The sequence below is a fragment of the Verrucomicrobiota bacterium genome (assembly GCA_019247695.1).
Classification (GTDB): domain Bacteria; phylum Verrucomicrobiota; class Verrucomicrobiia; order Chthoniobacterales; family JAFAMB01; genus JAFBAP01.
This window is the reverse complement of record JAFBAP010000028.1, coordinates 1-23159: the sequence shown is the minus strand read 5'-3', so window position 1 is coordinate 23159 and position 23159 is coordinate 1. Positions and strand designations below refer to the sequence as shown.

The following is a 23159-nucleotide window of genomic DNA, read 5'->3' as shown; positions in this document are numbered from 1 at the left end:
TTTCCGCCGGGTGAGCGCGACCTTCGGGGAAGATCGGACCCGGTTCTACGACGCCTCCGAACTCCGAGCCCCGAACGCCGAACTCTTTCCCCCTCTTCCCGCCGTGGTCGCCGTGGCTCGCCGTGTTCGCCGTGTGAACTCTGTCGTCGTGCCCGCTTTCTTCCGCTGCGGCCGCCGTGCGACCTTAATCTGTGTCAATCTGTGTCATCTGTGGATGTTTCCTTTTTTCTGCGTTCTTCTGCGTGTTCTGCGGATGATTCGGTTTTCCCGTCGGGTGAGCCTGACCCTCGGGGGAGATCGGACCTGGTTCTGCGACGCCTCCGAACCCCGAACTCCGAACTCCGAACTCGACGCTCCACTCTACCCGTTAGCTGCTATCGTCAGCCGTTCGAGTGCGGCAAAGTCACGCGGTCCCACGAGGAAAGTGCCGTTCAGGTTCGAGACCGTTCCGTAACGGGCGCCGCCGTCCGCCGGGGGCCCGAGTTGGAGGGTAACCGCCTTGCCGGCATCGGGTCCGCGCAGGCGAAGCGTGATGGTCAGTACCGGTGCCCGGTTTTCCGGGACGGCGGAAGGGGCCAGCCAGCGCTCTGCGCGCAGCGTCACCAGCGCGCTCAGAAACGCCTGGATTCCCGCCGTGTCGGCAGCCGGACCGGCTACGCCTTCCTTCTGCCATTTGCCGGCGTCGTCACGCGCCAGACGGACCGCCGGTTCTCCCGGCCGCTGGAGCGTCACCTCGACCAGATCGCCCCGTTCTAACGGAAGCAGATCCAGTGACTGAAACTCCTCGCGGGATAACGGCCAGCTTGCCAGGGCGGAATCGGCAATGCTGAACACAAACGGTTCTTCGGCCAGACGAGCGTAGGCAGCGCCGTTCTCGCTCTTACCCAGCAGCAGCGTGCAGAGGGGTAGTTCGCCCGCATTCGACTCCGCCGTATTTTCAGACGCATACGAGGCGAAAGCGATTTTCCGCTCCGGCGGCTCCAGGCCGTAGCGGCCGAGGTCGATGGCTGCGTCGGTGACGAACGCCTCGACGTCTTGGGAGGTAACCTTTTGGATTAGCCGGCTAACCGCCTCCGGGTTGACCAGGCGCTGGTCATCGGCAAAGACCCATTGATCTTGCCGGCGCGCCATGGTAAACGCTTGTTGCCCGGAATTGATGCTGATTCGATCAACCAGGTCCGGGTTGAACCGGGCCACCTGGCGGTCCCGCAAGTCATTGGGGTGCAGGTCGAGTATCCGGGCCACGCCCTGATTTACCAGGAAGGCACCGGGCCGATTGGAAATCGCCACCAACTGCCGGTCGGGCGGCCGGTCGCCGTCAAAGGCGAGCGCAACCTGCTGATCGCCCGCTCCGAGCGTCAAGGTTTGGTTCTGACCGCTCACCTCGCCCAGGGTCTCCCGGTTTACGTCCGCAAAGCCCTCGATCGTGGTGTCGTTGATCCGGGCCAGCAGGCCGGCTACCCGGCGGTTGCTGGCGCGCGCCTTGATCGGGCGGTCCATCTCCCAATCGTCCCGCGTCCGGTGCAAAACCATCAGGCCCCCGCTGAGGCGCAGTTCGACCCGGTCAATCTGGGCGGTTAGAAAAGGGGTGAGCCGATGGTCTCGAAAGTCATCGGGTTTGCGCGTCAGGAATTCCTTGGGGGTACTGCTCACGACGTAGATTGGTTCCTTGCCTTGCACCCGGAGATAGGTGCGGCCTTCAACAGCGGTGTCGCTGCCGAAGCTTAACTCCCAGCTCCGGGCAGCGCCGTCGATCCGCAAACGGAGTTTGGGCTTGAACAGCCCAAACTCGCGGAGCCTCTGTTTTCTTGCTTCTCCCCGGCCGAAGTTGACCAGTTCGTCTTCACAACGGAGCAATGCCAGGTTATCCAGCAGTTGCTCGATCAGGGCGGTGTCGGCCCGGTCCGGCAACGGCTGCTGCATCATCCATCCGGTTTCATCCCGTACCAGCTCGATGTTGGATTCGCCGTTCTGGATCAGCAGGTGGCTGACGGTCCCAAGGTCGAGATCGACCACATTCAGCGTGCCAGGCTCGTGACCCTGCCGGGTCGGGCTGCGCCGGTCCAGCAGGTAGATGAACGTGGCGAGCCCGAGTGCGATGGCAACGAGCGTCAGGGTGGTGCGAAGCCTCATAACCTTACCTTCCTGCACCCATTCTCGGAACGGTTGAGCCATCTTTGCCCGAGAGGGACGGCCGGAACGTAGCCCCTCCGGGGCAAAGGTCGCTCAACCAACTTGAAAACCGGTGTAATAAACGCGCGCATGGTTCCCTACCGGCGGCGGACCATGTAGATCAGCATCCCGGCCAGCCCGGCCGCCGCGGGCACGGCGAGCACCACCAAAAACAAGATGCGGTCCAGTTGCCCGGCGCTGAAATCAAGGAAGTAAAAGCGGGTCCGCTTCGGGGGGATGCCCAGGAGCTGTTCCCGGTCGGTGAGCCAGTTAAGGCTGAGCATGGCAAAGTCAGCATCCGCCGTGGCCCGGTTCAGCGTGGAGTCGTTCAGGAAATCGGCGTTCCCTACGACGAGCATGCGTGAGGAACCGGCCTGGATCCGCTGGTCCGGAATTCCGCCCTTCTCGAGCGCCCAACCGAAAACCAAAGGCGGCTGCAAGTCTCGCCCTTCATCAAAGGCCGGGTCGGTGCCGGTCTGAAGAAAATCATCCTTCTCGCCCCAGTAGTTCGGAAATGCCGGTCGCAGAACTGCAGTGCCGCGAAGTCCGGCGGCCCGGGCCTTGACTGCGTCCAGGCTCAGGGAAGTGGTGCCGGCAGGAAAGTAACCGGTTGCCTGCGAGAGTGATTTCAGGAACGGCGCGTCGCCGGCAAAACGGCCGTAAACGTCCAGCGTCAAACCTTCTTCCTGGATGCCGGTTCTGATCTTCGTAACGACTAGATCTTCGTCCGCGCGGATGCCGCAGCTGTTGAGGAACTCGTTCAGCAAAGGCGTCCGGGATCGCGGGTTCAACAACACCAGAAGCCGGCCCTGGCTGTTCCAGTACGCCCGGAGAACGCCAAGTTCCTGAGGACTGAAATCATTGCGGGGACCAATGATCAGCAGGGCGCGGTAATCCCCGGGAGAACGGTTCGAGCTGGCCAGGTTAACCTCCTCAAACCGGATGCTTTGCTGCTCGGCCATTGCTTTGAAGCGCTTCAGTTCGGCGCCGTTGAGCGCATCGGGTTCGCCGTGGCCGGTCACGACGCCCAGCAGCAGCTGCTTGTTTTCCACCAGTGCAAGCACCGCACTGGTCAGAACCTGTTCACCGCGGAACGCTCTGACCTGGGGCGTCGCGCCGAACAGGCCTTCCGGAGCAAACTCAGCCAGGTCTTGAACCCGAACCGTCTTGTGGCGGCTTTGGTACTCAATGATGATCAAATCTTTTTCCGAACCGAACCGGAACCGGTCCTGCAACAGTTTGGCCTTGGTCACGTCGTCGTATAGGTCAACGGTTTCAACCCGGACTTTGCGCTTGGCTGCAATCTCGTACTCTTTAAGGAGGTTGCGAACGTCGTCGAAAAGAATCTGACCTCCCGGAATCTCGTCACGGGAGGAATAGAGAACGTAGATGTTCACGTCTTTCTTGAGGGAACCGAGCAAGCGCCGGGTAAGCTCAGATAGAGAGTAGCGGTTGTACCGCGACAGGTCCCAGCGCTGGTACCGCGTCAGCCCCAGGTAATTCACCATCAGCAACAGGCAGGCGAGGACCAGCAACTGGACGGCCACATTCAGGCCGATGCGCCAACGCTGAGGGCCGAATGAAGGGGAGCGGCGAGCTGCCTTACCCATGGGCTTCAATGATCGTCACCGATTGTCAACCTGAGCGGGTTCAGACCTTCCAGCGGCGGTACTGCAAGACGTGGTAAGTCAGGAAAAGAATGAACAACGCGCAACTGGGATAAAAGACCAGGGCGCGACTGTCAACGATGCCGCGCGAGAAAGCATCCATGTGATCCACCGGGGCCACGTAGGCGAAAAGCTCGCGCAACCACGGGCTTGGCGAGTTCAGAGCGTAGCCCATTAACGTTAGAAAGAATGTGCCCAGCACCAGCACCGAGGCAAGCATGGCGGCAATAATCTGATTGGACGTCAGGACAGAGGCGAAGCATCCGAGCGCGGTGTTGAACATTCCCATCACAAAAAGCAGGATGTAAGGCCCCCATAACTGTGCGCCGAAGCCGGCGGCATTGCGATTGCCGGACCAGCCGAGGATCAGGAAATACAGCAGGCTGGGGATCCACAAAGTGAGATAAAACAGAAACGCCCCGCTGAATTTGGCCGCCACCACTTCTCCGTCGCGGACGGGTGCGGTCATGAGCGTCTCGATGGTGCCGAGTTTAAATTCCTCCGCAAACGTCCGCATCGTGATGACCGGGAACACCAGCAGGTAGGCAATCCAAAAGAAAAGGTCATTAAAGAAGGCCTGAACCACGGTGATGGTGAACGGACCGCGTGAGAGCGACACGAGCGTAAAGTAGAAAGAAAGCCCGTTGAGGATCAGAAACAGGCAAAGCACCACATATGCGATCGGGGAGAGGTAACAAGCCGTCAATTCGCGTCGCAGCAGGACGAGGTAATTTCTCATAACGTGATCACGCGTCGCTGTGCGTCAGTTCGACGAACACATCTTCCAGCGTGGCTCGATCCTGCGTTAACTCGCGCAATTGCCAGCGGCGTTCGGCGGCAAGGTCAAACAGGCCGGCCCGCAGGTCGAGGTTGGCTTCAGTCCGGACCATACAGGTGAGCCAGTCATCCTGCTCGGACACGACCGTGACTTCCTTTACGCCCGGCACATTTGCGATCGCCGCTTTAGGGTCCTCAGCGGCGGTCCGGACCTCCAGACGGATCACGCCCGACGTGCGCAGCTGGCGCACCAGGTTGGCCGGAGAATCCGAGGCTTCGATCCGGCCCCGGTGAATGATCAGGACCCGGGAGCACGTCATTTCGACCTCGGACAAGATGTGGGTCGAGAGCAGGATGGTGTGGCGCTCGCCCAGGGCCTTGATGAGCTCGCGTACCTGCCGGATCTGGTTGGGATCCAGACCGATGGTCGGTTCGTCCAGGATCAGGAGGGCCGGTTCATGGATGAGCGCTTCCGCCAACCCGACCCGCTGGCGGAATCCTTTCGAAAGGCTTGCAATCACTTTGCGTTCTACTTCGCGCAGCCCGCAGAGTTCCACCAGCGCGCCGATCCGGCGGCGAAGCCCCGAGCCGCGCAACCCTTTCAACAAGCCCCGGAACCGGAGGTACTCGCTGACCCGCATCTCGTGATAGAGCGGCACATTTTCCGGCAGGTAGCCGAGGCAGCGGCGGGCCTGCAATGATTCCCGAAAAACGTCGTATTTGCCGATGCAGGCTCGCCCGGAAGTGGCCGGCATGTACCCGGCCAGGATTCGCATCGTGGTAGTCTTACCCGCACCGTTCGGCCCGAGAAACCCGACGATCTCGCCCTGGCCGACCTCGAACGTGAGCCGGTCGATCGCGGTGACGCCGGCGTACTTTTTGGTGAGCTGCTCGACCTTGATCATTTCACTGGGCTGCCGCGTCCGCCCGCAGGCCGGCCGGCCGGATCCAACAGTGGGCTACCGCGGTTCTCAGGGTTAATGGCGCGATTGGTTTGCATCAATAAATCAACCGGGATTCGGCTCGCCCGGGGCCGGGCTCCTCATTCGCTCGAGCCGGAAATCTATTCACCCGGAATCCTTGAAAAGCAAAGCCGGTGTCGGACGATAACCTCGGGCCGGCTGCTTCTTCACCTCAACCCCGGGGCCGGTCCCGGGGTTAAAAACCCGAATTTTCGTTTGGGTGTCGCTAAAGTTGGCTTACATTTCTTCCCCCACCGCTTTTTGCTTTGCGAGCTTGAAGAGATGAGAACAACCTATTTGAACGATTGGAACGCCGATCTCCTGGACGAGTATTATCAGCGTTGGAAACAAGATCCGGCATCCGTTGATTCGAGTTGGTCCGCGTTTTTCGAAGGCTTTGAACTGGGTCTTGCCCCCGGCCGGAATGGGGATGAACAGGCTGCACCGGCCGTTGCTGAGGGTGAAAAGGCGGACGAACTCAGAGACGATATCAACATGCTGGTCAGAAGGTACCGGCGCCTCGGTCATCTGCAGGCGTCTTTGGACCCGCTGGCAGACACCAAGTCCACGGTGCCTGAACTCAGCCTGGAAGCCGTGGGCCTGGCCGGCGTCCCGCTGAACCGTACGGTTTCCTCCATGTTTTTTCGGAACGGCGCGCCGATTTCCCTGGGCGACCTGGTCGACACGCTGAACAAGGCGTACTGCGACGACATCGGGGTCGAATTCGTCCATATCCAGAACGAAAAAATTCGGGACTGGGTACGTGATCGCATCGAGGCGCGCGTCAGCCAGCCGCCGCCCGATCCTGAAACGCAGAAGGCCTACCTGCGTTGCCTCATGGAGGCCGAGACCTTTGAGCAGTTTGTCCATACCAAGTTCATCGGCCAAAAGCGGTTCTCGCTGCAGGGCGGCGAGAGCCTGATGGTGATCCTCGAGACCATCCTGGCCGGTGCGCCGAAAGAGAAGATCGATGAAATCGTTATGGGCATGGCGCACCGCGGGCGCCTGACCGTGCTGGCCAACTTCCTGAAGAAGAGCTACCGCACCATTTTCCGGGAGTTTTCGGAAAATTACGTTCCGGACCTGGTGGCCGGCGACGGCGACGTGAAATACCACCTCGGGTACGAAAGCGTCCGTAAGACGGGCGGCGCGGAAGTCGGTATCCGCCTGGCGGCCAATCCGAGCCATTTGGAAATCGTTAATCCGGTTGTGGAAGGCAAAGCGCGTGCGCGGCAGCGGATCCTCGGGGCAATCGAACAGCGTTCCCGGGTCCTGCCTTTGCTGATCCACGGCGACGCGGCTTTCGCAGGGCAGGGGATCGTGGCTGAAACGCTGAACCTTTCACAATTGCCGGGTTATGAGACGGGCGGCACCATCCACCTCATCGTCAATAACCAGATCGGGTTCACGACCCTCCCGGCTGACGCGCGGTCCACGACTTATTGCACCGACGTCGCCAAGATGATTGAGGCGCCCATTTTCCACGTTAATGGCGACCAACCGATCGCGGTGGCTTTCGTGGCGGCGCTGGCATTGGATTACCGCCAGCAATTTGGCCGCGACGTGGTCATTGATATGTACTGCTACCGCCGGTACGGCCATAACGAGAGCGATGAGCCGGGTTACACGCAGCCGAAGCTGTACAAGGTCATCCAGGCCCACCCGCCGGTCACCAAGCTGTATAAGGACCAGTTGTTGCAGTCGGGCGTATTGACCGCCGAAGAGGCCGATGCGTTGGAAAAAGAATTCCGCGCACGCCTTGAGGCCGCCCTGCACGAAGTGCAGAGCACCGAGGCGAAGTCCAATCAAGAGTTCCGGGCCAGTTTTGAAGAGTCAACGGCCGTCTTCCAGCCGCCCTACAGTCACAAGGAGCCGGTCACAGGCGTCACCAAGGAGGCGCTCGACCTGGTCGTCGACCGCATCACCCAGGTGCCGGAAGGGTTCAGAGTTCAGCCGCAGATCCGTAAAATGGTGCTGGATCGCCGTCGCAAACTGCACGCTGACGGCGGGCCGTACGATTGGGCCTTTGGTGAGGCGCTGGCGTTCGGTACCCTCCTGATTGAAGGCATCCCGGTGCGTTTGTCCGGGCAGGACAGCCGGCGCGGCACGTTCAGCCAACGCCACTCGGTGCTCTACGACGCCGAGACGCAGGAACGTTACATCCCGTTAAAGAACATCAAACCTGACCAGGCATGGTTCTGCGTCTACAACAGCATGCTCTCGGAAGCGGCCGTTCTGGGTTTCGATTACGGGTACTGCATCGATTACCCGGAAATGCTCTGCCTCTGGGAGGCGCAGTTCGGCGATTTCGCGAATGGCGCGCAGGTGGTGATCGACCAGTTTATCGTCAGCTCGGAATCGAAATGGCAGCGGCCGTCGGGTATCGTGCTGCTCCTTCCGCACGGCTATGAGGGACAGGGCCCGGAACATTCCAGCGCGCGGCTTGAACGTTTCCTCCAGCTCTGCGCGGAGGATAACATCCAGGTCTGTTACCCGACCACGCCGGCCCAGTACTTCCACATGCTGCGTCGGCAGGTGAAACGCGACTTTCGCAAGCCCCTGGTGGTGATGACGCCGAAGTCCCTGTTGCGGAATGAAAAGGCCGTCTCGAGAATCGAAGATTTTACCGATCAAGGTTTCCGGACCGTTCTCGGCCCGACCCTGCTTGGGGAGCCCAAGGAAGTGAAGCGGGCAATTTTCTGCACCGGCAAGGTTTATTACGACTTGCTTAAGTACCAGGAGGCCAACAAGCGCAGCGATACGGCGCTGGTGCGCATCGAGCAGCTGTACCCGCTGAGCTTTGACTCCATCGAACAGGCGATCGAACCGTTCCGCAAAGTTTCAAGCTGGGTCTGGTGCCAGGAAGAACCTCAGAACATGGGGGCATGGACCTATATGGACCGGCGCCTGGAACAGATCCTCAAACATCGCGTGGCTTACGCCGGTCGTGGTGAGGCTGCGAGCCCGGCGGAAGGTGCGAAAGCCTGGCATGACCGGGCGCAAAAGGAACTTGTTGAGCAGGCGTTTAGTATTTAAGGGTTCGGGATTCCTCCCATGAGTATCGAGATAAAAATCCCTGCGCTCGGCGAATCGATCACTGGCGGCGTCCTTTCCGAATGGCTGAAGAAGAACGGTGACGTCGTCAAAGACGAAGAACCGTTGTTTACGTTGGAGACGGATAAAATCTCCAGTGAAATTCCCTCACCCGGTCCGGGCCGGCTGGTCATCAGCGTGGAGCCGGGGGCTGAAGTGAAAGTCGGCGACGTCGTCGGCCGGATCGAAGCGGTCCCGGCTGGAGCAGCCGAGGCGGCCCCGGCTCCGGCCACGGCGGCCCCGAGCGATGCCGCGGCCACCGCCCCGGCAACGCCCAGTTCTGCACCTGCTGCCGCCCCGGCGGCCCAGCAGAAACCTGCGGCCGAGACCGGCGGCCAAACGCTCCCGCCCTCCGTCCGAAGGATGGCTGCGGAGGAGAAAGTTCCGCTCGAACAGATCTCCGGTACCGGTAAGCACGGGCAGATCACCAAGACGGACGTGATCGATTTCCTTGAAAAGCGTTCCGCGGCACCCGCGCCGGCTCCGGCTGCCTCCGCTGCGCCTGCCCCGGTTGCGACCCCTGCACCCGCGGCCAGGGGAACAGGCGCCGGCGCTACGGCGGAAGGCCGGATCACCCGCCGCAAGCTCAGCCCGCTGCGCAGGAAGATTGCCGCGCAGTTGGTGATGGCGCAACAGAACGCGGCGATGCTGACCACGTTCAATGAATGCGACATGTCGGCCGTGATGTCTCTCCGCTCCAAATACCAGGACTCATTTCAGAAGCGGCACGGCATCAAACTCGGGTTCATGTCGTTTTTCATCAAAGCCGCCGTCGACGCCTTGCAGTCCGTGCCGGCGATCAATGCCCGGATGGAGGGTGATGAGCTGGTCGAAAATCACTATTACGATATCGGCGTGGCCGTCGGTACGCCGCGCGGGCTGGTCGTTCCCGTGGTCCGGGACGCGGATCAGAAAGGCTTCGCGGAGCTGGAGAAAGTAGTTTCCGAGTATGCCGTCCGGGCCCGCGACGGCAAACTGCAGCTTGATGACCTCATGGGTGGGGTTTTCACGATCACCAACGGCGGTATTTATGGATCGTTGCTCAGCACGCCCATCCTTAATCCGCCGCAGAGCGGGATTCTGGGCATGCACAAAATCCAGAGCCGGCCGGTGGCGATCGGAGACAAGGTGGAAGTGCGGCCAATGATGTACCTTGCCCTCAGCTACGACCATCGCGTGGTGGATGGCAAAGAGGCGGTGACTTTCCTGGTCCGGATCAAAGATTGCATCGAAGATCCAACCCGGCTTTTGTTGCAAGGGTAGATTTTCAAAGTCTGCTTCCGCGTCGGCGGAGAGATCCTCACATCGGACCCAGTCGGGTCCGGTGTGAGGATTTGTTTTGTTCATTCGTGGGCGACGAGCGGTGCGTCCAACGAGCCCGTAAGCGGCGGATCGCCACCGTCGCGGCCGCACGCATCAATACGCGCCAGAATGGCGGGCCGGACTGCGGCGGCCTCAACGGACGCCACAGGTAACCGAACGTGATCCTGAGGATGACGATCGTAACGGTCGTCGTGAACAGCGCTACGAGTAAAAGCATAACCGGGGAGAGTGGCGTTCGGGATTCGGCGTTCGGCCTCAGGGGTTCTCGGTCACACGGTGGGTCGGGCGCGCACAACGATGGAGTTCACGCGGCGAACGCGGCGGGCCACGGCGACCACGGCGGAAAGAGGAAGAGTTCGGAGTTTGGGGTTCGGGGCCGGGCAATGCCGCCAATGAAGAGGGACAGACCCCGCCGCGGGCCACCAATGAAGAGGGACAGACCCCGCCGCGGACCGTCCTCTGAAGCTGCACCAATGAAGAGGGACAGACGCCCGTCCTCTGAAGCTGTGTGATCTGCGCAAGCTGCGGATGTTTTCCCTTTTCTGCGTTCTTCTGCGTGTTCTGCGGATGACTTAATCTTCTCGCCGTGGTCGCCGTGGCCCGCCGCGTTCGCCGTGTGACCTCCATCGTTGTGCGCGCCGAACCCGCTGTGCCCGCCGTGTCGCCGTTTTAATCGAAATACGCGGGAGCTTGAGAGTCGCGTCGCATTTCAAAGCAACGTTTTATCTGCTCGGGCAGGACCCGTGATCCCGAGAGCGATGGCAAAGCGTCTTCCGTGAAAAAGTCGACGGCGGTAGTCTCATAGCTCGTTATGGGCGACCCACCCAACAGTTCGCATTCGATAAATATTTTATAAACGTGAAATGCAAATGGCGGCTGGTGCGGGTGCCTGGCCCGGTCGTACAGCGCGAGCAGTCGCCGGCTTTTGGCCTTGAACCCGGACTCTTCCAGAATTTCGCGCTCTACCGCCTCGGAAGGAGAATCGTTTACATCCGCCCAGCCGCCGGGCAGCGTCCAGCACCCGTCCGAACGTTCGCGCACCAGCAGGATCTTGTCGTCTCGGAACACGACGCCGCGTACATCAACTTTTGGCGTTGCATAACCTTGCTGCGGCTCGAACACGGCGCGGACCTCGGGTTCGGAGCGGTTGGAATGTTCCGCAAAAATCCGGATCGCAAGGTCGCGCAGTTTCTCGTAACGTTCGCGGTCGTAGGTCGATGCCGCGAAGTGCAGGCCCGTTTGCGCGATCGCTTGAATTTCTCGAGCCCACCGAAGCCATTCGGGTTCTGCCGTCATCGCCCACCTTTATCGCGAACCTTCCCGGGCCACAACCGCGACCTTCCGCCGCTCGTAATCACCGTGACCTCAGCGTACCTCGGCGGGAGTCGATGCCTTGATTAAATCTTCATAGGAACTTACCAGCGATTCGAACGCAGGCAGGGCGTTTCGAAATGCAGCTTCGTCGCGCGCGGAAAGCGTCACAAACTGGATCGAAGCTTTGGCCTGAATGTAAGCCGCGGCTTCATGGTTACCAAAGCGGTCACCCGAGAAATAATAGACCTGCGCCTTGCTCGCATCCTGGGTAGTTATGGTACGTATAAAGCGCGCTCCCGGGTTCGCCGCCCCGTTCTGGTGCAGGTTCCGCAACGTGTCTTTGACCTGATCTTCAACCCGCTTTACGTCTCCGCCGATCGTGCGAACCCTGGCGTAACAAACCGCCGGCGCGTTGTCCCACGCGTACCCCTTCGGAAAGAACGCGACGTTGACGCCTTGCTCACGGGCAGCAGCGTCATCCAGGTACCATCCCCGGGGCGCCTTCAATTCGAATGCGTACCCTTGACCCCTGATGACGGTGTAGCCTTCTAAAATAGAATCGGCCGGCGCCGCGGTGAGTAAAAACCCCAGGGCCGTGCTCAACAAAAAAAACCTTATCCTCTGCATGCTTGAGAATGCCACGAATGCCACAAGCCGAAAAATGCCACAAATCGAAGAGTTCGGTCACACGGCGGGCGCAGCGGGGGAGACGGGCACGGCGACAGAGTTCACACGGTCACACGGCGGGCGCAGCGGAAAAAAGCGGGCACAACGTAAGAGTTCACACGGCGAACACGGCGGAACACGGCGACCACGGCGGGAAGAGGGAGAACGGGAAAGGGTTCGGCGTTCGGCGTTCGGCGTTCGGAGTTCGGAGTTCGGAGTTCGGAGTTCGGAGTTCGGAGTTCGGAGTTCGGAGTTCGGAGCGGCAGCATGGGGAGCGGGTGCGAGTGTCAACCTTGGAGTTGCCGCCTGGTCCCCTTAATCTGTGTCAATCTGTGTAATCTGTGGATGTTTTCTCTTTTCTGCGTTCTCTGCGTGTTCTGCGGATGGTTCGGTCTTCCCGCCGTGAGAGCCTGGCCCTCGGGGGAGATTGGACCCGACGATAAGACGTCTCCGAGCTCCGAACTCCGAACTCCGAACTCTTCTACCGTCGCCGGACCAGAAAGAGGCGCGGGCCGTCTTCGGGCGAAGCCGCCCCGGCGACTTCGGTGACGTCTAGCGCCGTGTCCTGGGTGAAAGCAGTTGCCAGAGCCTGGTATTCCCCTTCGCCGCCGAGATGTCCTCGGTACGAAAGCAGGGTCACCCGGCCGGTGGGTTCAAGGCGCGGTACGAGGGCGGCCAAGGCCGTCAAGGTGCTCTCCGGCCGCGTAGTGATCCGCCGGTCGCCGCGGGGCAGGTAACCGAGGTTGAACATGCCTGCCGCGACTTGCTGTCCCGGAGGCAGGTAATACTTGAGATCCTCATGGGAGGCCAGCACCAGCGTGACGCGGTTCAACAAACCTGCGAACCGGAGCATCTCGGTCGCGTTGGTCAGCGCGACCTTCTGTACATCAAACCCCAGCACACGTCCCGCGGGCCCTACCTCATGCGCCAGAAACAGGGTATCGTAACCGTTCCCCACCGTGGCGTCGACCGCATAGGCCCCTGACCGTAATGCCTCCTTTAGCCAACGGGCCGCATAGACCGTCAGGCGCTCCGTCGTTGTTTCCAGAGAAATTCCCGGCATGCATCAATCTCCGGGCAAATCTCCCCGTTGTCTTCAATTTTCGCGATCAGTTGGCGGGCGGCAAACGGGGCCTGCAAGGCGCCTTTGGACCCGAGACCGTTCAGGATGGCCAGACGCCGGTGCTGTGGGTGAAGTCCGGCGACGGGCCGGTTGTCTGCACGAATCACCGGGCGTACCCCGGCCCGTTGTGCCGTGACCTGATAATCGCCGGAGAAGAAAAGGCGCAACCCTTTTTCTATCTCGAGGCGGGCCGCCTCGCTGATTGTCTCATCGAGTTGGTCCCAATGGTAGGTGGTCCCGGCCAGGACCTCGCCGTTCAGACTGCGGAAGAGCCATTTGCCGCCTTGCACGATCTGCCCGGTCTGAAACGCCGGCGCGGTCAGGGTCAGAATCTCGCCTTTGGCCGGATTTAGTTCGATCGGGTTGAAAAAGGGATTCTGCACGAGGCGGTACCCTTCGCAAAAGATCAGGTGCCGGGCACGCACATCATTCCACCAGACCTCGTCGGTGCCGATCCTGACGCGCGTATAATCGAAGGGGACCTCCAACAGCGCGTGTTCGGTCGCGAGGAGCCGGCGGGTAGCCCGGATAAACGCCGGGACGTCCAATTGGGCCGCACTCTCAATTGCAAACGCGCCGAACGGAGCTTCAAGACGCGGTACTTCCTCGAGCGACTGATCGGGGCACGCCAGGTAACGCCGGTACTCGTCGAGTTGCCGGCGCCGGGCCCAATATCGCGCTTCGTCGGCAGAGGCAAGGATGCGCCGGACGACGCGCCGGGCGAAAAACCGGGCGTTCAACAGGATCTCGAGCCGCGGATAAACCTCGAAGGCGTCGCCCAGTAAAGCATCGACGAGAAGCGGCCGGTTCAGCCGTTTACCGGTGATCGGATTGATGATGCCGGCGGCAGCCTGCGATGCGGCCGTCCGGTGGCCGTCATCCACGACGAGGATTTTGCGGCCGCGTTCAAACAGGAGGCAGGCAACCAGAGAACCGGCCAAGCCTTGACCAACCACCAGATAATCGACCTTCAAGGGCACGGCTCCATCGTCACAAGCTCGCGGCACCTCCACGTTTCACGAGCGAACGAACGGGTGCCGGCCGGCCGGAAAACGCTAATAATAGACCGAGTCAGGCACAGAGAAGGCGTTCCGGATCAGCGTGATGCTCGGCCCGTCATCCATCACCACCTCGACGACATCAAACCGGTACACGATTTCGGGCCGGTCGAGCATGCGCAGCCACTGTCGGGCACCCCTGAGCAGGCGTTCCTGCTTCGCCGGCGTAACGGCGGCGTGCGGAGGACCGAACGCGTCGGAATGGCGGGTTTTGACCTCGACGAAAACCAATGCATTCGCCGTCCGGTCACGGCAAACGAGGTCAATCTCGCCGCCGAACTTGGACCGGAAATTCCGGTACAGAATTTTGAAGCCATGCCGGCGTAAGAATCTGGCGGCAAGTTGTTCTCCCCGCCGTCCTAACCTGAGATGCGACGCCCGTTGGCGTTGATTGCTAAACGGCCGGTATCGTTGCGCCCACCGGCGCAAAAGAACGGCGATGAATCGGGCAGGGTCCATAAGTGCGCAAACGTTGGAGGTGCTCTTTGGTCGGATAACCTCGGTGACGGTCAAACCCATAGTGCGGAAAGCGCCGGTGCCAGCCTTCCATGAGGCGATCACGAGTTACCTTGGCGATCACGCTCGCGGCGGCAATGCTTAAGGATTGGGCGTCTCCGCCCACGATCGCGGTCTGGGGCAGCGTCAGCGATGGGACCGGTAATCCGTCAACGAGCACATGGTCCGGTTGCCGTTCCAGGGTGCCGAGCGCACGTTGCATCGCCCGGTGGGTCGCCTGGAGAATGTTGACCTGATCAATTTCCCAGGCCGGGGCGATACCGACCGCCACCGCGACCTGCCGGTCGGCACGAAGGGCCAGGAAAAGTCGTTCCCGAACCGCCGCGCTGAGCTGCTTTGAGTCAGTCAGGCCGGCCAACCGGAAAGCATCGGGCAGAATGACGGCCGCCGCCACCACCGGGCCGGCCAGCGGACCGCGGCCCGCTTCATCCACGCCGGCCACCGCGCGGATGCCCCGGGCGTGCAGCTCGCTTTCGTGCTGCAGACCGCATCGTATCCGCCTGCCCATCGGGCTTACGATGAGCAGTCCCGTCTCCGGCAGCAAATAAAATCGGCCGATTCGGCTCAATGGCCGTCGAGACACGTCCGGTGACGCAGAACCGGCTGGCGCCGAAACGGTTGCGGATTTCCCGCGAGGGGCATCCGCACTGACGCCGTTACGACGATTTCTCTATTTCTCTTTTACCGTCATGGCCTGCTTGCCCTTGCGGTCGCGAAGGTAATTCAACTTCGCTCGCCGCACGTTGCCCTGCCGTTCCACCTCGATCTTTGCGATCCGAGGCGAATGCAAAGGGAACACCCGCTCAACGCCCTCGCCATACGAAATACGGCGCACCGTAAAAAATGAATTAAGACCGCTCCCCCGGCGCCCGATGACGATACCGGAGAACAGCTGGATGCGTTCTTTATCGCCCTCGATCACCCGGGTGTGCACCTTCACGGTGTCGCCCACCTTGAAGGGGACGAGGTCGGTCTTCATTTGTTCACGTTCAATTTTACGGATGATGTCCATGGCAACCTCCCGGCAATTTCGGGGAGGAACTTACTAGCGCATGCCGCTCTGATTTCAACCAAAAGATCGATCAGAACGGCTCGCTGGAAGCGGTCAATTGGCTGCCGCGGTGTAACTAGGCCTGTTCGCCGAGAAAATCGGTTGCCGCATTGAGCAGGCTGATGCGCCGTTCCAGGTCGTCCGGCTCAAGGTGTTTCCTGAGAAAAGGCGATCCCTTCAGCAACTCGTGAAAGCAGCCGAGGACGTTTCTGGCCTGCAATGGGGAACATTCGTCCACCAGGAGTTCCGTCAGTTCAGTGAATTCTTGCAAGGTGAGATAAACGCAAAGGCATTCATACTCCGCCTTGCAGATCTCGTCGTCAGCGATGTCGGCCCAACCTACGTCCAACTGGAGATCTGTGGTGATTAAGTCTTCGAAGTCCGGTGAAGTGGAGTCGTGTTCGTTCACTTGTCCTAAGATACACGATGTGCGGCTTCCGGAATGCCGGTTCCGACGAAATTGTGGCTGACTGTGGGCTCAGGGGCAACACGATAGGGCCGCCCAGACCCGCAAACGTCGAGCGATCCACCCGCTTTCCGCTGCCGGAGTCACGGTCCTGGTGCCACCGCCGGTCTTTTTAGAATTGGTGGACGCCGCGGGAAACGCCGCCTTGCCACCAGGCGATTCCTCATTTATTCGAAACGTTGGTATACCGTTTCCAGGGATCCGTTCCGCAACAAGTGAGCTTGTCTGAAGAAAGGTGGCCTTGTTGCCGAACGGAGCTTTGGCGAACGGTACAGATTTTCCGGGAGGTATGTTGAAGGATCAGCCGATCAGTTCCGCGGAAGATGGGGACGTTCCCCCTGCCAAGTACGCCGAGTTATTGGTGCGGTCCACCAGCGCGGGGGTAGTCGGGCTTAATCTGGAACGGCGATGCACGTTCATAAATCCTGCGGCCGCGGCCATGATCGGCTGGGACCAGGAGGACGTGCTCGGCAAGAATTTCCATGAACTGGTCCAGTACCGCCTGGCGGACGGGTCAATTTACCCCGAGGCGGAATGCCCGATTGCTGATCTGATCCGTACGGGCCAACCTTGCCGGGTTGAGGGTGAAGTGTTCTGGCGGCGCGACGGCAGTTCGTTTGACGTCGAGTACAGCGCCAGCCCGGTCATCGAAGATGGGCCCATCGCGGGCGTCGTGATTTGTTTTACCGACATCTCGGCCCGCAAGCGGGCCGAGGATGAAGCCGCCCGGTCCGCCCGACGCATCCGCACCATTCTGGAAAGCATCACCAACGCTTTCTTTTTCCTCGATCCCCAGTGGCGCTTCACCTACGTCAACGATGAAGCGGAGCAGGTGCTGCGGCGTTCGCGGCACGAGTTGCTCGGGCGCGTCGTTTGGGAGGAATTTCCCGAAGCGGTAAACCTGGCCTTTTACCGCGAGTACCATCGCGCGATGGAGACCGGCGAACCGGTCTCGTTTGAGGACTTCTACCCGCCGTTGAACATCTGGGTCGAGGTCCATGCGTACCCCGCAGCCGAAGGGTTGTCGGTTTATTTTCAAGACGTCACCGCCCGCAGGCAAAATGAAGAGGCTTTACGGATTGCCCGGGAACGAATGGCCATGGTGCTGGAAACGGCGGACATCGGGCTCTGGTTTTGCCCCCTGCCGTTCGGACGGTTGGAGTGGGATCGGCGCGTCAAGGAGCACTTTTGGCTCCCGCCTGCAGCCGAAGTTTCCATCGACACGTTCTACGAGCGCCTCCATCCGGAGGACCGGGAGCGAACCCGCCAGGCGATTGCCGGCGCCCTCGAGTCGCGTTCCACCTACGAGGTTGAATTCCGCACCGTCTCGCCGGTCGACGGACGTGAAAAGTGGATTCGGGCCGTCGGTCGCGCCTTCTATGATGCGGAAGGTAAACCGGTGCGCTTTGATGGGATTACCATTGACATCGGCGCGGCCAAACAGTCCGACGTGGAACGTGAAGAACTCCTGGCGAGTGAACGGGCCGCTCGCACCGAAGCGGAGCGGACGAGCCGGATCAAAGATGAATTCCTGGCCACGCTCAGCCATGAACTACGCACCCCGCTCAACGCCATCCTTGGCTGGGCGCAAATCCTTCGCGGCGGCAAAGTGCAGGAGCGCGACTTCCAGGAAGGTCTGGCCGTTATCGAGCGTAACGCCCGCGTGCAAACCCAGTTGATTGAAGATCTGCTCGACATGAGCCGCATCATCGCAGGGAAGGTGCGGCTCGATGTGCAGCACGTCGACTTGGCGATGGTGATCGAAGCCGTCGTCGATGCCGTCGCCCCTACGGCTGCCGCCAAGGGAATCCGGCTGCAAAAGGTTCTGGATTCGCGCGCCGCCAGCACCGTGATGGGTGATGCCGCCCGGCTCCAGCAGATTTTTTGGAACCTGCTCGCCAACGCGATCAAATTCACCTCGCGCCATGGGCGCGTGCAGGTATTTCTGCAGCGCGCCGACTCGTACATCGAGGTCAGTGTCCGCGATACAGGGCAAGGCATTAAACCTGAATTCCTGCCGCATCTCTTTGAGCGTTTCCGCCAAGCTGACGCTTCGACAACGCGCAAACAGGGCGGCCTTGGCCTCGGGTTGGCCCTCGTCAAAAGCCTGACCGAAATGCACGGCGGCAGCGTCCACGTTAAAAGCCGGGGCGAAGGTCAGGGCAGCACGTTCACGGTCCGCTTGCCGCTGGCCATCATTCAGTCCGACGAAACGGAAAGCCCGGGTGGCCAATCAGCGTCGGCACCGGTGGGAACGGATGAAACGTTTACGCAGCCTCCTTCTCTGAAAAAGGCCAAGATCGTCGTGATCGACGATGAACCGGATGCGCGGATGGTCGTCAAACGAATGCTCGAAGAGTGTGAGGCGACGGTGTTCACCGCCGGGTCAGCCGCCGAAGGGCTTAAACTCATCCGGCAGGTGCATCCCGATGTGCTGGTTTGTGATATCGGGATGCCGGGTGAAGACGGGTACCAGTTGATCAGAAATGTCCGCCGGCTCGGGCCTGACGCGGGCGGAGATGTGCCGGCCGTTGCCCTGACTGCGCTCGCTCGCTCCGAAGACCGGCGACGGGCGATCGTCGCAGGCTTCGACATGCACGTCGCCAAGCCCACCGAGGCAGGCGAACTGATCGCCGTCGTCGCGCGTCTGGCCCACCGGATCTGAAATGGTAGGTTACTTTGGCCGCTCTCGAGCCGGGATGCGGCACCGCTAATTTCCCTGCCGGTTTTTGGGCGGCAGGCCGGCCGTTCTTAATTAATCCAAGCCGAAATTTTTCTGCCGGCGGTCCGTGTTCAGCGCATTTTACGACATGGAAATCAATCCTTTGGCGATCGCCTACGAGGTCGAAAAATTGGAGGACGGCAAATGGGTGCATACCGGTCAGTTTGGAGATGGCCGGAATCAGGGAAAGCCGCTGCCGAAAGAGGTCACTGAACGCATCCAACGCGGTGAGGAGGGGGAGGTTGATGTGTCCGGTGAAACTTACCGGATACGCCGGGCGACGAAAACCTAGCGTTAAAAACGGAGCCGAGCGGCGTGGCGTTCGGGCCAAGCGCCGTGTAAACGGGACGCCCGCAAGTGCCTCACGCCGGGCCCAGGGCTGGCTTGATCCTTGCCTGCACACACCCGTGCAGGACGGGAAGACGGCCTGTTGCCGATTTTCGGCGGTCTCCGATGAGATTGCAAAACGCCGGAGTGCACCGGGTCTGGAAGCCGCTCGCTTGGAACGGGGCTTTTACACCCGGAGATAACGGGGCTCGAACCCGCAACCTCTGCCGTGACAGGGCAGCGCTCTAACCAATTGAGCTATATCTCCTTAAAAGAAGGCTCCGAAGCTAGGCTGAAACCGCAGACCTGGCAACTGGATTATTTCAGCCATGCACACCATCCGCCCCCATCAGCTCCTGGACGGCCCGTTCGATCTGGAGATCGCGCCCCTCCGCCACGCTCTTCGGATCGTTGTTCACGCGGATATCGGGTTCAACCTGGGTTCTTTCCATCCATTGCCCTTTTTCGTCGATGTAACCAACCTCCGGAATGCCGAAGAAAAGGGAGGGATCCTGAAGCGTTTCCCACCACACCGCCGTGCCTGTCCCCGGGACCGGCATGCCAATCACTTTTCCAAGGTGGAAAAACTGGTAAACCCAGGGGAACAACATCCCGTCGGAATAGTTGCTCTCGTTCACGAGCACGGCATTCGTCTTGGCCCACTTGTTGAATGGGTCCCAACCCAGGCTTTGGCCACGCGGCACGGCGTGCAAATAGGGTCTGCCGCTCAAGAAGGTTTGAAGCTCGTCATGGAGGTTGCCGCCACCGTTAAAGCGGGTGTCGACGATCAACGCCTTTTTCCCACTTTGGCGCCCACCCAGTGACTCGGCGAAAGTGTTCCGATAACTCTCGTCATCCATTCCACGGACGTGCACGTAGCCGATCGTACCGTGGCTGAGACGGTCAACGAGTTCACGCCGCTGTCGGACCCAACGTTCGTAAAGGAGGTTCTCCTGTTCCCCCAGGCTGATCGGCTTGAACGTTACATCGGTTCGCGTGCCTTTGGCCGGATCAAACACCGTGACGTCGATCAGCTTTCCGGCTTTATGGTTGAGAAGGGCGCTTAGGTCGGTGGCCGGATCGATCGGCACACCGTTAATCTTTTCGATCACCATCCCGGCAGTGATCACCGGGTCCGTGGTGCTCAAAGGTCCTTTGGCAATGACCTCCTCAACCCGGATTCCCGGGCCCTTGTATTGGGGATCGAAGAAGGCGCCCAGCGCGGCGGTTTGATCCTGATCCTGGGCAACAAAGCGGCAGCCGGTGTGGCTGGCGTTCAGTTCGCCAAGCATCTCGCTCGTCAACTCGGCGAAGTCGCGGTTATCATCGATGTAGGGCAGGAACCTGGCGTAGACCTGCTTGTAATATTCCCAATCAACGCCGTGCAGGTCCGCGACGTAAAACTTTTCTTTCACCTGGCGCCAGATGTGCTCGAACAAATAAGCCCGCTCAGCTGCAGGATCGAGCTCCTTTTCAGCCGCAACTTTAACCGGTTCCTGCTTGCCGTCCGCCAGGCTGACCTTCGTTAGCCGGCCTTCCACCAGAATAAACGCGTTCTTTCCTTCGCCGTCCAGCTCAACCTGCTCCGGAAACGCCGGACCGGGTCCATGGCGATGCTCGCCGGCATCAAATTCCGCCAGCCGCTTCAACTCCTTATCGCGCGGCTTCAAGCTCCAGAGCTCGTACCCCTTGGCGCTTTTGGCCAGGTAAACCAGCGTCTCGCCGTCTTTCGTCAAATGGGCGTCCGCAACTTGCGACGAGGCGAGGGTGAGTCGCGCTGTACGGTCCTCAATGTTCTTCAGGTCGATCGTGAGCGGCTCGGTCTTCCCGGAGTCCGTGGCCGCCGGGGTGACAGCCGGTCTCTGCTCCGGACTTGGAGGCGGGGTCGGGCTGGCGGAGGTTTTCTCATCCTTCTGCTTACCCTTCTCCTTCTTGGCGTCGTCCTCCTGCTCTTTCAGCACCGCAAATTCGGCTGGGGACAGACGGAAACGGTCGAAGGCTTCGCGGCTGAAAAACATTTCGTAAACATCGACCTGCGGCAGTTGGCCGGCGCCGTCTCCGTGGAGCCCGTACCGGTCGGTAAACCAGATCATCGATTTGCCGCCGTTCACCCACTGCGGGCGCAGGTCATCATAACCACTGTTGGTCAGGTTCGTCAGCCGGACCTTGCCCTCTGCGTCCACGATGCCCGCTTCCGCCGACCAGCGGTTACGATCAAGAAAATCCACCAGAAACCATTTACCGTCCGGTGCCCAGTCGTACCATTGGTCGCCATCCTCGTATGAGTAGTTGTATTCGCCCGGTAAAATGACCCGGGTTTGTTTGGTGTCGAGGTTGATGACCTTCAGCGTCGTCCGGTCTTCGAGGTAAGCCACTTCTTTGCCGTCCGGCGAGTACTGAGGTTGAAAGTTCTCCCGGCCATTTTCGACGACCGGATGAACGTCGATCACGGTTGAATCGAAAAAGTACGGTTCCTTCTCCTTGGGCGCAACGATCGAGGCCTCATACACCGCCCAGGGTCGATTGTATTCGGCCGCAAAAACAAGATGGCGACTATCCGGGCTGAAGTGCACCGTGCGTTCCTGTCCCGGTGTGTTGGTGATGCGCTTGGTTTCGCCGTGCTCAACGGAAACCACGTAGATATCGCCCCGGATCACGACGGCAATCTCTTTTCCGTTCGGACTTAGCGCCACATCAGTGACTCCGGCCGACTGCACCTGGGTCGACACGCGGTTCCGGTCGTCCGCCAGGGCGATCTGAACGGCTATTTTTCGGGGTTCGTTGCCGCCGGACGGCAGCGTGTAGATTTCGCCGTCGTACCCGAAACAAAGATCGCCGATGTCATCAGCCGAGAGAAACCGCACGGGGTTTTTGTCGAAATGCGTCACCTGCACCGGGATGCCCGGCCTATTCTGATCGAGCGACAACCGCCAGACGTTCGAAGAGCCGCTTTGTTCCGAGAGGTAAAACACCGATTGCTGGTCGGATGCCCATACGGGTTCCCGGTCCTCGCCCGGATAATCCGTCAGCTTGGTATAATCCCCGCTCTGAACGTCATAAAGCCAGATGTCGTGAGCGATGGAGAATGTCTCGTGCTTGCGCCAGAGGTCTTCATAACCTTTAATGTCTTCGTAAATGATCCGTTGGCCTGTACGGTCAAAGTGCGCATTGCGCGCGGGCGTGCTAAAGATCTGGTCGGGTTCTTTCCGGCCTTCAATCGAGACGCGGTAGAGCTCCGGCAAGACTCGCCCGAGAGGAAACTTGGAACTTTTTGCGGAATTCATCCGGTGCGCGCTGAAAACGACGTACTGGCCATCGGGAGTAAAACCGGCCGGAATTTCATCGGCGCTGTGATCGGTCAGTCGGCGCACCGGACCGCCATCGGCACTGATTAGAAAGATGTCGTAGTTTCCGTATTCGTCAGAGGCAAACGCAAGGTACTTGCCGTCGGGCGACCAGACGGGTGCGATCCGGTGAGCCGGCCCGGCCGTGAGCGCGATCGCTTGTCCGCCCGTCGCAGGCACCCGAAAAAGGTTACCCCGGAAAGTGAAAGCGATGTTTTTGCCATCCGGCGAAATGGCGGGGTAACGCAGCCATAGCGGCGTTACCGGGCCAAGCGGGACCGGTTCGGCCGCAGGTGCAGGGGTCAGGAGCAGCAGAAACAGGTTGTACGTGATTAGAAGGGCCCAGACAGCGCCAGGAGGGCACGCGGCTATACGACCGGAGATACTCGTGCGTGACATTGAGCCGCAAACACAGCAGAAACACGCCAGGTTGCAACTAACTGGAACGGGTAATGGGCGAGTTCGGAGTTCGGAGTTCGGAGTTCGGAGTTCGGAGTTCGGAGTTCGGAGTTCGGAGTTCGGAGTTCGGAGTTCGGAGTTCGGAGTTCGGAGTTCGGAGTTCGGAGTTCGGAGTTCGG

At 60.4% G+C, this 23159-nt stretch carries 18 protein-coding genes and 1 tRNA gene; 4 read left to right on the top strand and 15 right to left on the bottom strand.

Annotated features, from left to right (window positions below):
* Positions 1-360: 360 nt before the first annotated feature.
* The 4 genes from JO015_03335 to JO015_03320 form a co-directional block, all read right to left on the bottom strand.
* Entirely contained in the window at positions 361-2133 is a 1773-nt protein-coding gene (locus JO015_03335) for a DUF4340 domain-containing protein (GenBank protein MBV9998126.1), read from the bottom strand.
* 137 nt (positions 2134-2270) lie between these two features.
* The gene (locus JO015_03330; protein MBV9998125.1) at positions 2271-3782 is read right to left on the bottom strand and encodes a GldG family protein; all 1512 of its coding nucleotides are present in this window, start codon (positions 3780-3782) and stop codon (positions 2271-2273) included.
* Positions 3783-3822: 40 nt separating this feature from the next.
* Positions 3823-4578 carry an ABC transporter permease gene (locus JO015_03325; protein MBV9998124.1) on the bottom strand — a complete coding sequence of 252 codons (756 nt, stop codon included), beginning with the start codon at positions 4576-4578 and terminating at the stop codon, positions 3823-3825.
* A 7-nt stretch (positions 4579-4585) separates the two neighbouring features.
* Positions 4586-5521 (bottom strand): ATP-binding cassette domain-containing protein, encoded by a 936-nt coding sequence (locus JO015_03320; GenBank protein MBV9998123.1) that lies wholly within the window; start codon positions 5519-5521, stop codon positions 4586-4588.
* A 339-nt stretch (positions 5522-5860) separates the two neighbouring features.
* Between JO015_03320 and JO015_03315 the strand changes: the two genes are divergently transcribed.
* Positions 5861-8614, top strand: a complete 2754-nt coding sequence (locus tag JO015_03315) for a 2-oxoglutarate dehydrogenase E1 component (GenBank protein MBV9998122.1) — start codon at positions 5861-5863, stop codon at positions 8612-8614.
* An 18-nt stretch (positions 8615-8632) separates the two neighbouring features.
* The gene (gene odhB, locus JO015_03310) at positions 8633-9934 is read left to right on the top strand and encodes a 2-oxoglutarate dehydrogenase complex dihydrolipoyllysine-residue succinyltransferase (GenBank protein ID MBV9998121.1); all 1302 of its coding nucleotides are present in this window, start codon (positions 8633-8635) and stop codon (positions 9932-9934) included.
* 37 nt (positions 9935-9971) lie between these two features.
* On the opposite strand, the gene JO015_03305 is transcribed toward odhB, so the two are convergent.
* The 9 genes from JO015_03305 to JO015_03265 form a co-directional block, all read right to left on the bottom strand.
* Positions 9972-10211, bottom strand: coding sequence for a hypothetical protein (locus JO015_03305; protein ID MBV9998120.1), 240 nt, complete (start codon positions 10209-10211; stop codon positions 9972-9974).
* Positions 10212-10663: 452 nt separating this feature from the next.
* Positions 10664-11290, bottom strand: a complete 627-nt coding sequence (locus JO015_03300; protein MBV9998119.1) for an NUDIX hydrolase — start codon at positions 11288-11290, stop codon at positions 10664-10666.
* Positions 11291-11359: 69 nt separating this feature from the next.
* Positions 11360-11911: a hypothetical protein gene (locus JO015_03295; GenBank protein ID MBV9998118.1), complete on the bottom strand. Its 552-nt coding sequence runs from the start codon at positions 11909-11911 to the stop codon at positions 11360-11362.
* Between the two features lie 544 nt (positions 11912-12455).
* A complete protein-coding gene (locus tag JO015_03290) occupies positions 12456-13037 on the bottom strand; it encodes a methyltransferase domain-containing protein (GenBank protein ID MBV9998117.1) in 582 nt (193 codons plus the stop codon).
* Complete coding sequence (locus JO015_03285) at positions 12998-14071, bottom strand: FAD-binding oxidoreductase (GenBank protein ID MBV9998116.1); 1074 nt, start codon at positions 14069-14071, stop codon at positions 12998-13000. The genes JO015_03290 and JO015_03285 overlap by 40 nt, the downstream gene beginning before the upstream one ends.
* Before the next feature lie 81 nt (positions 14072-14152).
* Entirely contained in the window at positions 14153-14614 is a 462-nt protein-coding gene (locus tag JO015_03280; protein ID MBV9998115.1) for a YraN family protein, read from the bottom strand.
* Complete coding sequence (locus JO015_03275; protein ID MBV9998114.1) at positions 14550-15179, bottom strand: ribonuclease HII; 630 nt, start codon at positions 15177-15179, stop codon at positions 14550-14552. Before JO015_03275 ends, JO015_03280 begins: the two co-directional genes overlap by 65 nt.
* Positions 15180-15341: 162 nt before the next feature.
* Complete coding sequence (gene rplS / locus JO015_03270; GenBank protein ID MBV9998113.1) at positions 15342-15683, bottom strand: 50S ribosomal protein L19; 342 nt, start codon at positions 15681-15683, stop codon at positions 15342-15344.
* Between the two features lie 115 nt (positions 15684-15798).
* Positions 15799-16131, bottom strand: a complete 333-nt coding sequence (locus JO015_03265; protein ID MBV9998112.1) for a hypothetical protein — start codon at positions 16129-16131, stop codon at positions 15799-15801.
* Between the two features lie 346 nt (positions 16132-16477).
* Here JO015_03265 and JO015_03260 point away from each other — a divergent pair, with 346 nt between their 5' ends.
* A complete protein-coding gene (locus tag JO015_03260) occupies positions 16478-18853 on the top strand; it encodes a PAS domain S-box protein (protein ID MBV9998111.1) in 2376 nt (791 codons plus the stop codon).
* 145 nt (positions 18854-18998) lie between these two features.
* On the top strand, positions 18999-19202 hold the full coding sequence (locus tag JO015_03255; protein ID MBV9998110.1) for a hypothetical protein: 204 nt from the start codon (positions 18999-19001) through the stop codon (positions 19200-19202).
* A 229-nt stretch (positions 19203-19431) separates the two neighbouring features.
* Here the strand turns inward: JO015_03255 and JO015_03250 are convergent.
* Together JO015_03250 and JO015_03245 are read right to left on the bottom strand one after the other, a co-directional pair.
* Positions 19432-19505, bottom strand: a tRNA-Asp gene (locus JO015_03250).
* 55 nt (positions 19506-19560) lie between these two features.
* The gene (locus JO015_03245) at positions 19561-22980 is read right to left on the bottom strand and encodes a PD40 domain-containing protein (GenBank protein ID MBV9998109.1); all 3420 of its coding nucleotides are present in this window, start codon (positions 22978-22980) and stop codon (positions 19561-19563) included.
* Positions 22981-23159: the final 179 nt, after the last annotated feature.

Bases quoted from the DNA above. Each gene is read 5' to 3' on its own strand.
- JO015_03335 (MBV9998126.1), bottom strand. From the start codon at position 2,133: ATGAGGCTTCGCACCACCCTGACGCTCGTTGCCATCGCACTCGGGCTC.
- JO015_03330 (MBV9998125.1), bottom strand. From the start codon at position 3,782: ATGGGTAAGGCAGCTCGCCGCTCCCCTTCATTCGGCCCTCAGCGTTGG.
- JO015_03325 (MBV9998124.1), bottom strand. From the start codon at position 4,578: ATGAGAAATTACCTCGTCCTGCTGCGACGCGAATTGACGGCTTGTTAC.
- JO015_03320 (MBV9998123.1), bottom strand. From the start codon at position 5,521: ATGATCAAGGTCGAGCAGCTCACCAAAAAGTACGCCGGCGTCACCGCG.
- JO015_03315 (MBV9998122.1), top strand. From the start codon at position 5,861: ATGAGAACAACCTATTTGAACGATTGGAACGCCGATCTCCTGGACGAG.
- odhB (MBV9998121.1), top strand. From the start codon at position 8,633: ATGAGTATCGAGATAAAAATCCCTGCGCTCGGCGAATCGATCACTGGC.
- JO015_03305 (MBV9998120.1), bottom strand. From the start codon at position 10,211: ATGCTTTTACTCGTAGCGCTGTTCACGACGACCGTTACGATCGTCATC.
- JO015_03300 (MBV9998119.1), bottom strand. From the start codon at position 11,290: ATGACGGCAGAACCCGAATGGCTTCGGTGGGCTCGAGAAATTCAAGCG.
- JO015_03290 (MBV9998117.1), bottom strand. From the start codon at position 13,037: ATGCCGGGAATTTCTCTGGAAACAACGACGGAGCGCCTGACGGTCTAT.
- JO015_03280 (MBV9998115.1), bottom strand. From the start codon at position 14,614: ATGGACCCTGCCCGATTCATCGCCGTTCTTTTGCGCCGGTGGGCGCAA.
- JO015_03275 (MBV9998114.1), bottom strand. From the start codon at position 15,179: ATGGGCAGGCGGATACGATGCGGTCTGCAGCACGAAAGCGAGCTGCAC.
- rplS (MBV9998113.1), bottom strand. From the start codon at position 15,683: ATGGACATCATCCGTAAAATTGAACGTGAACAAATGAAGACCGACCTC.
- JO015_03260 (MBV9998111.1), top strand. From the start codon at position 16,478: ATGTTGAAGGATCAGCCGATCAGTTCCGCGGAAGATGGGGACGTTCCC.
- JO015_03255 (MBV9998110.1), top strand. From the start codon at position 18,999: ATGGAAATCAATCCTTTGGCGATCGCCTACGAGGTCGAAAAATTGGAG.
- JO015_03245 (MBV9998109.1), bottom strand. From the start codon at position 22,980: ATGTCACGCACGAGTATCTCCGGTCGTATAGCCGCGTGCCCTCCTGGC.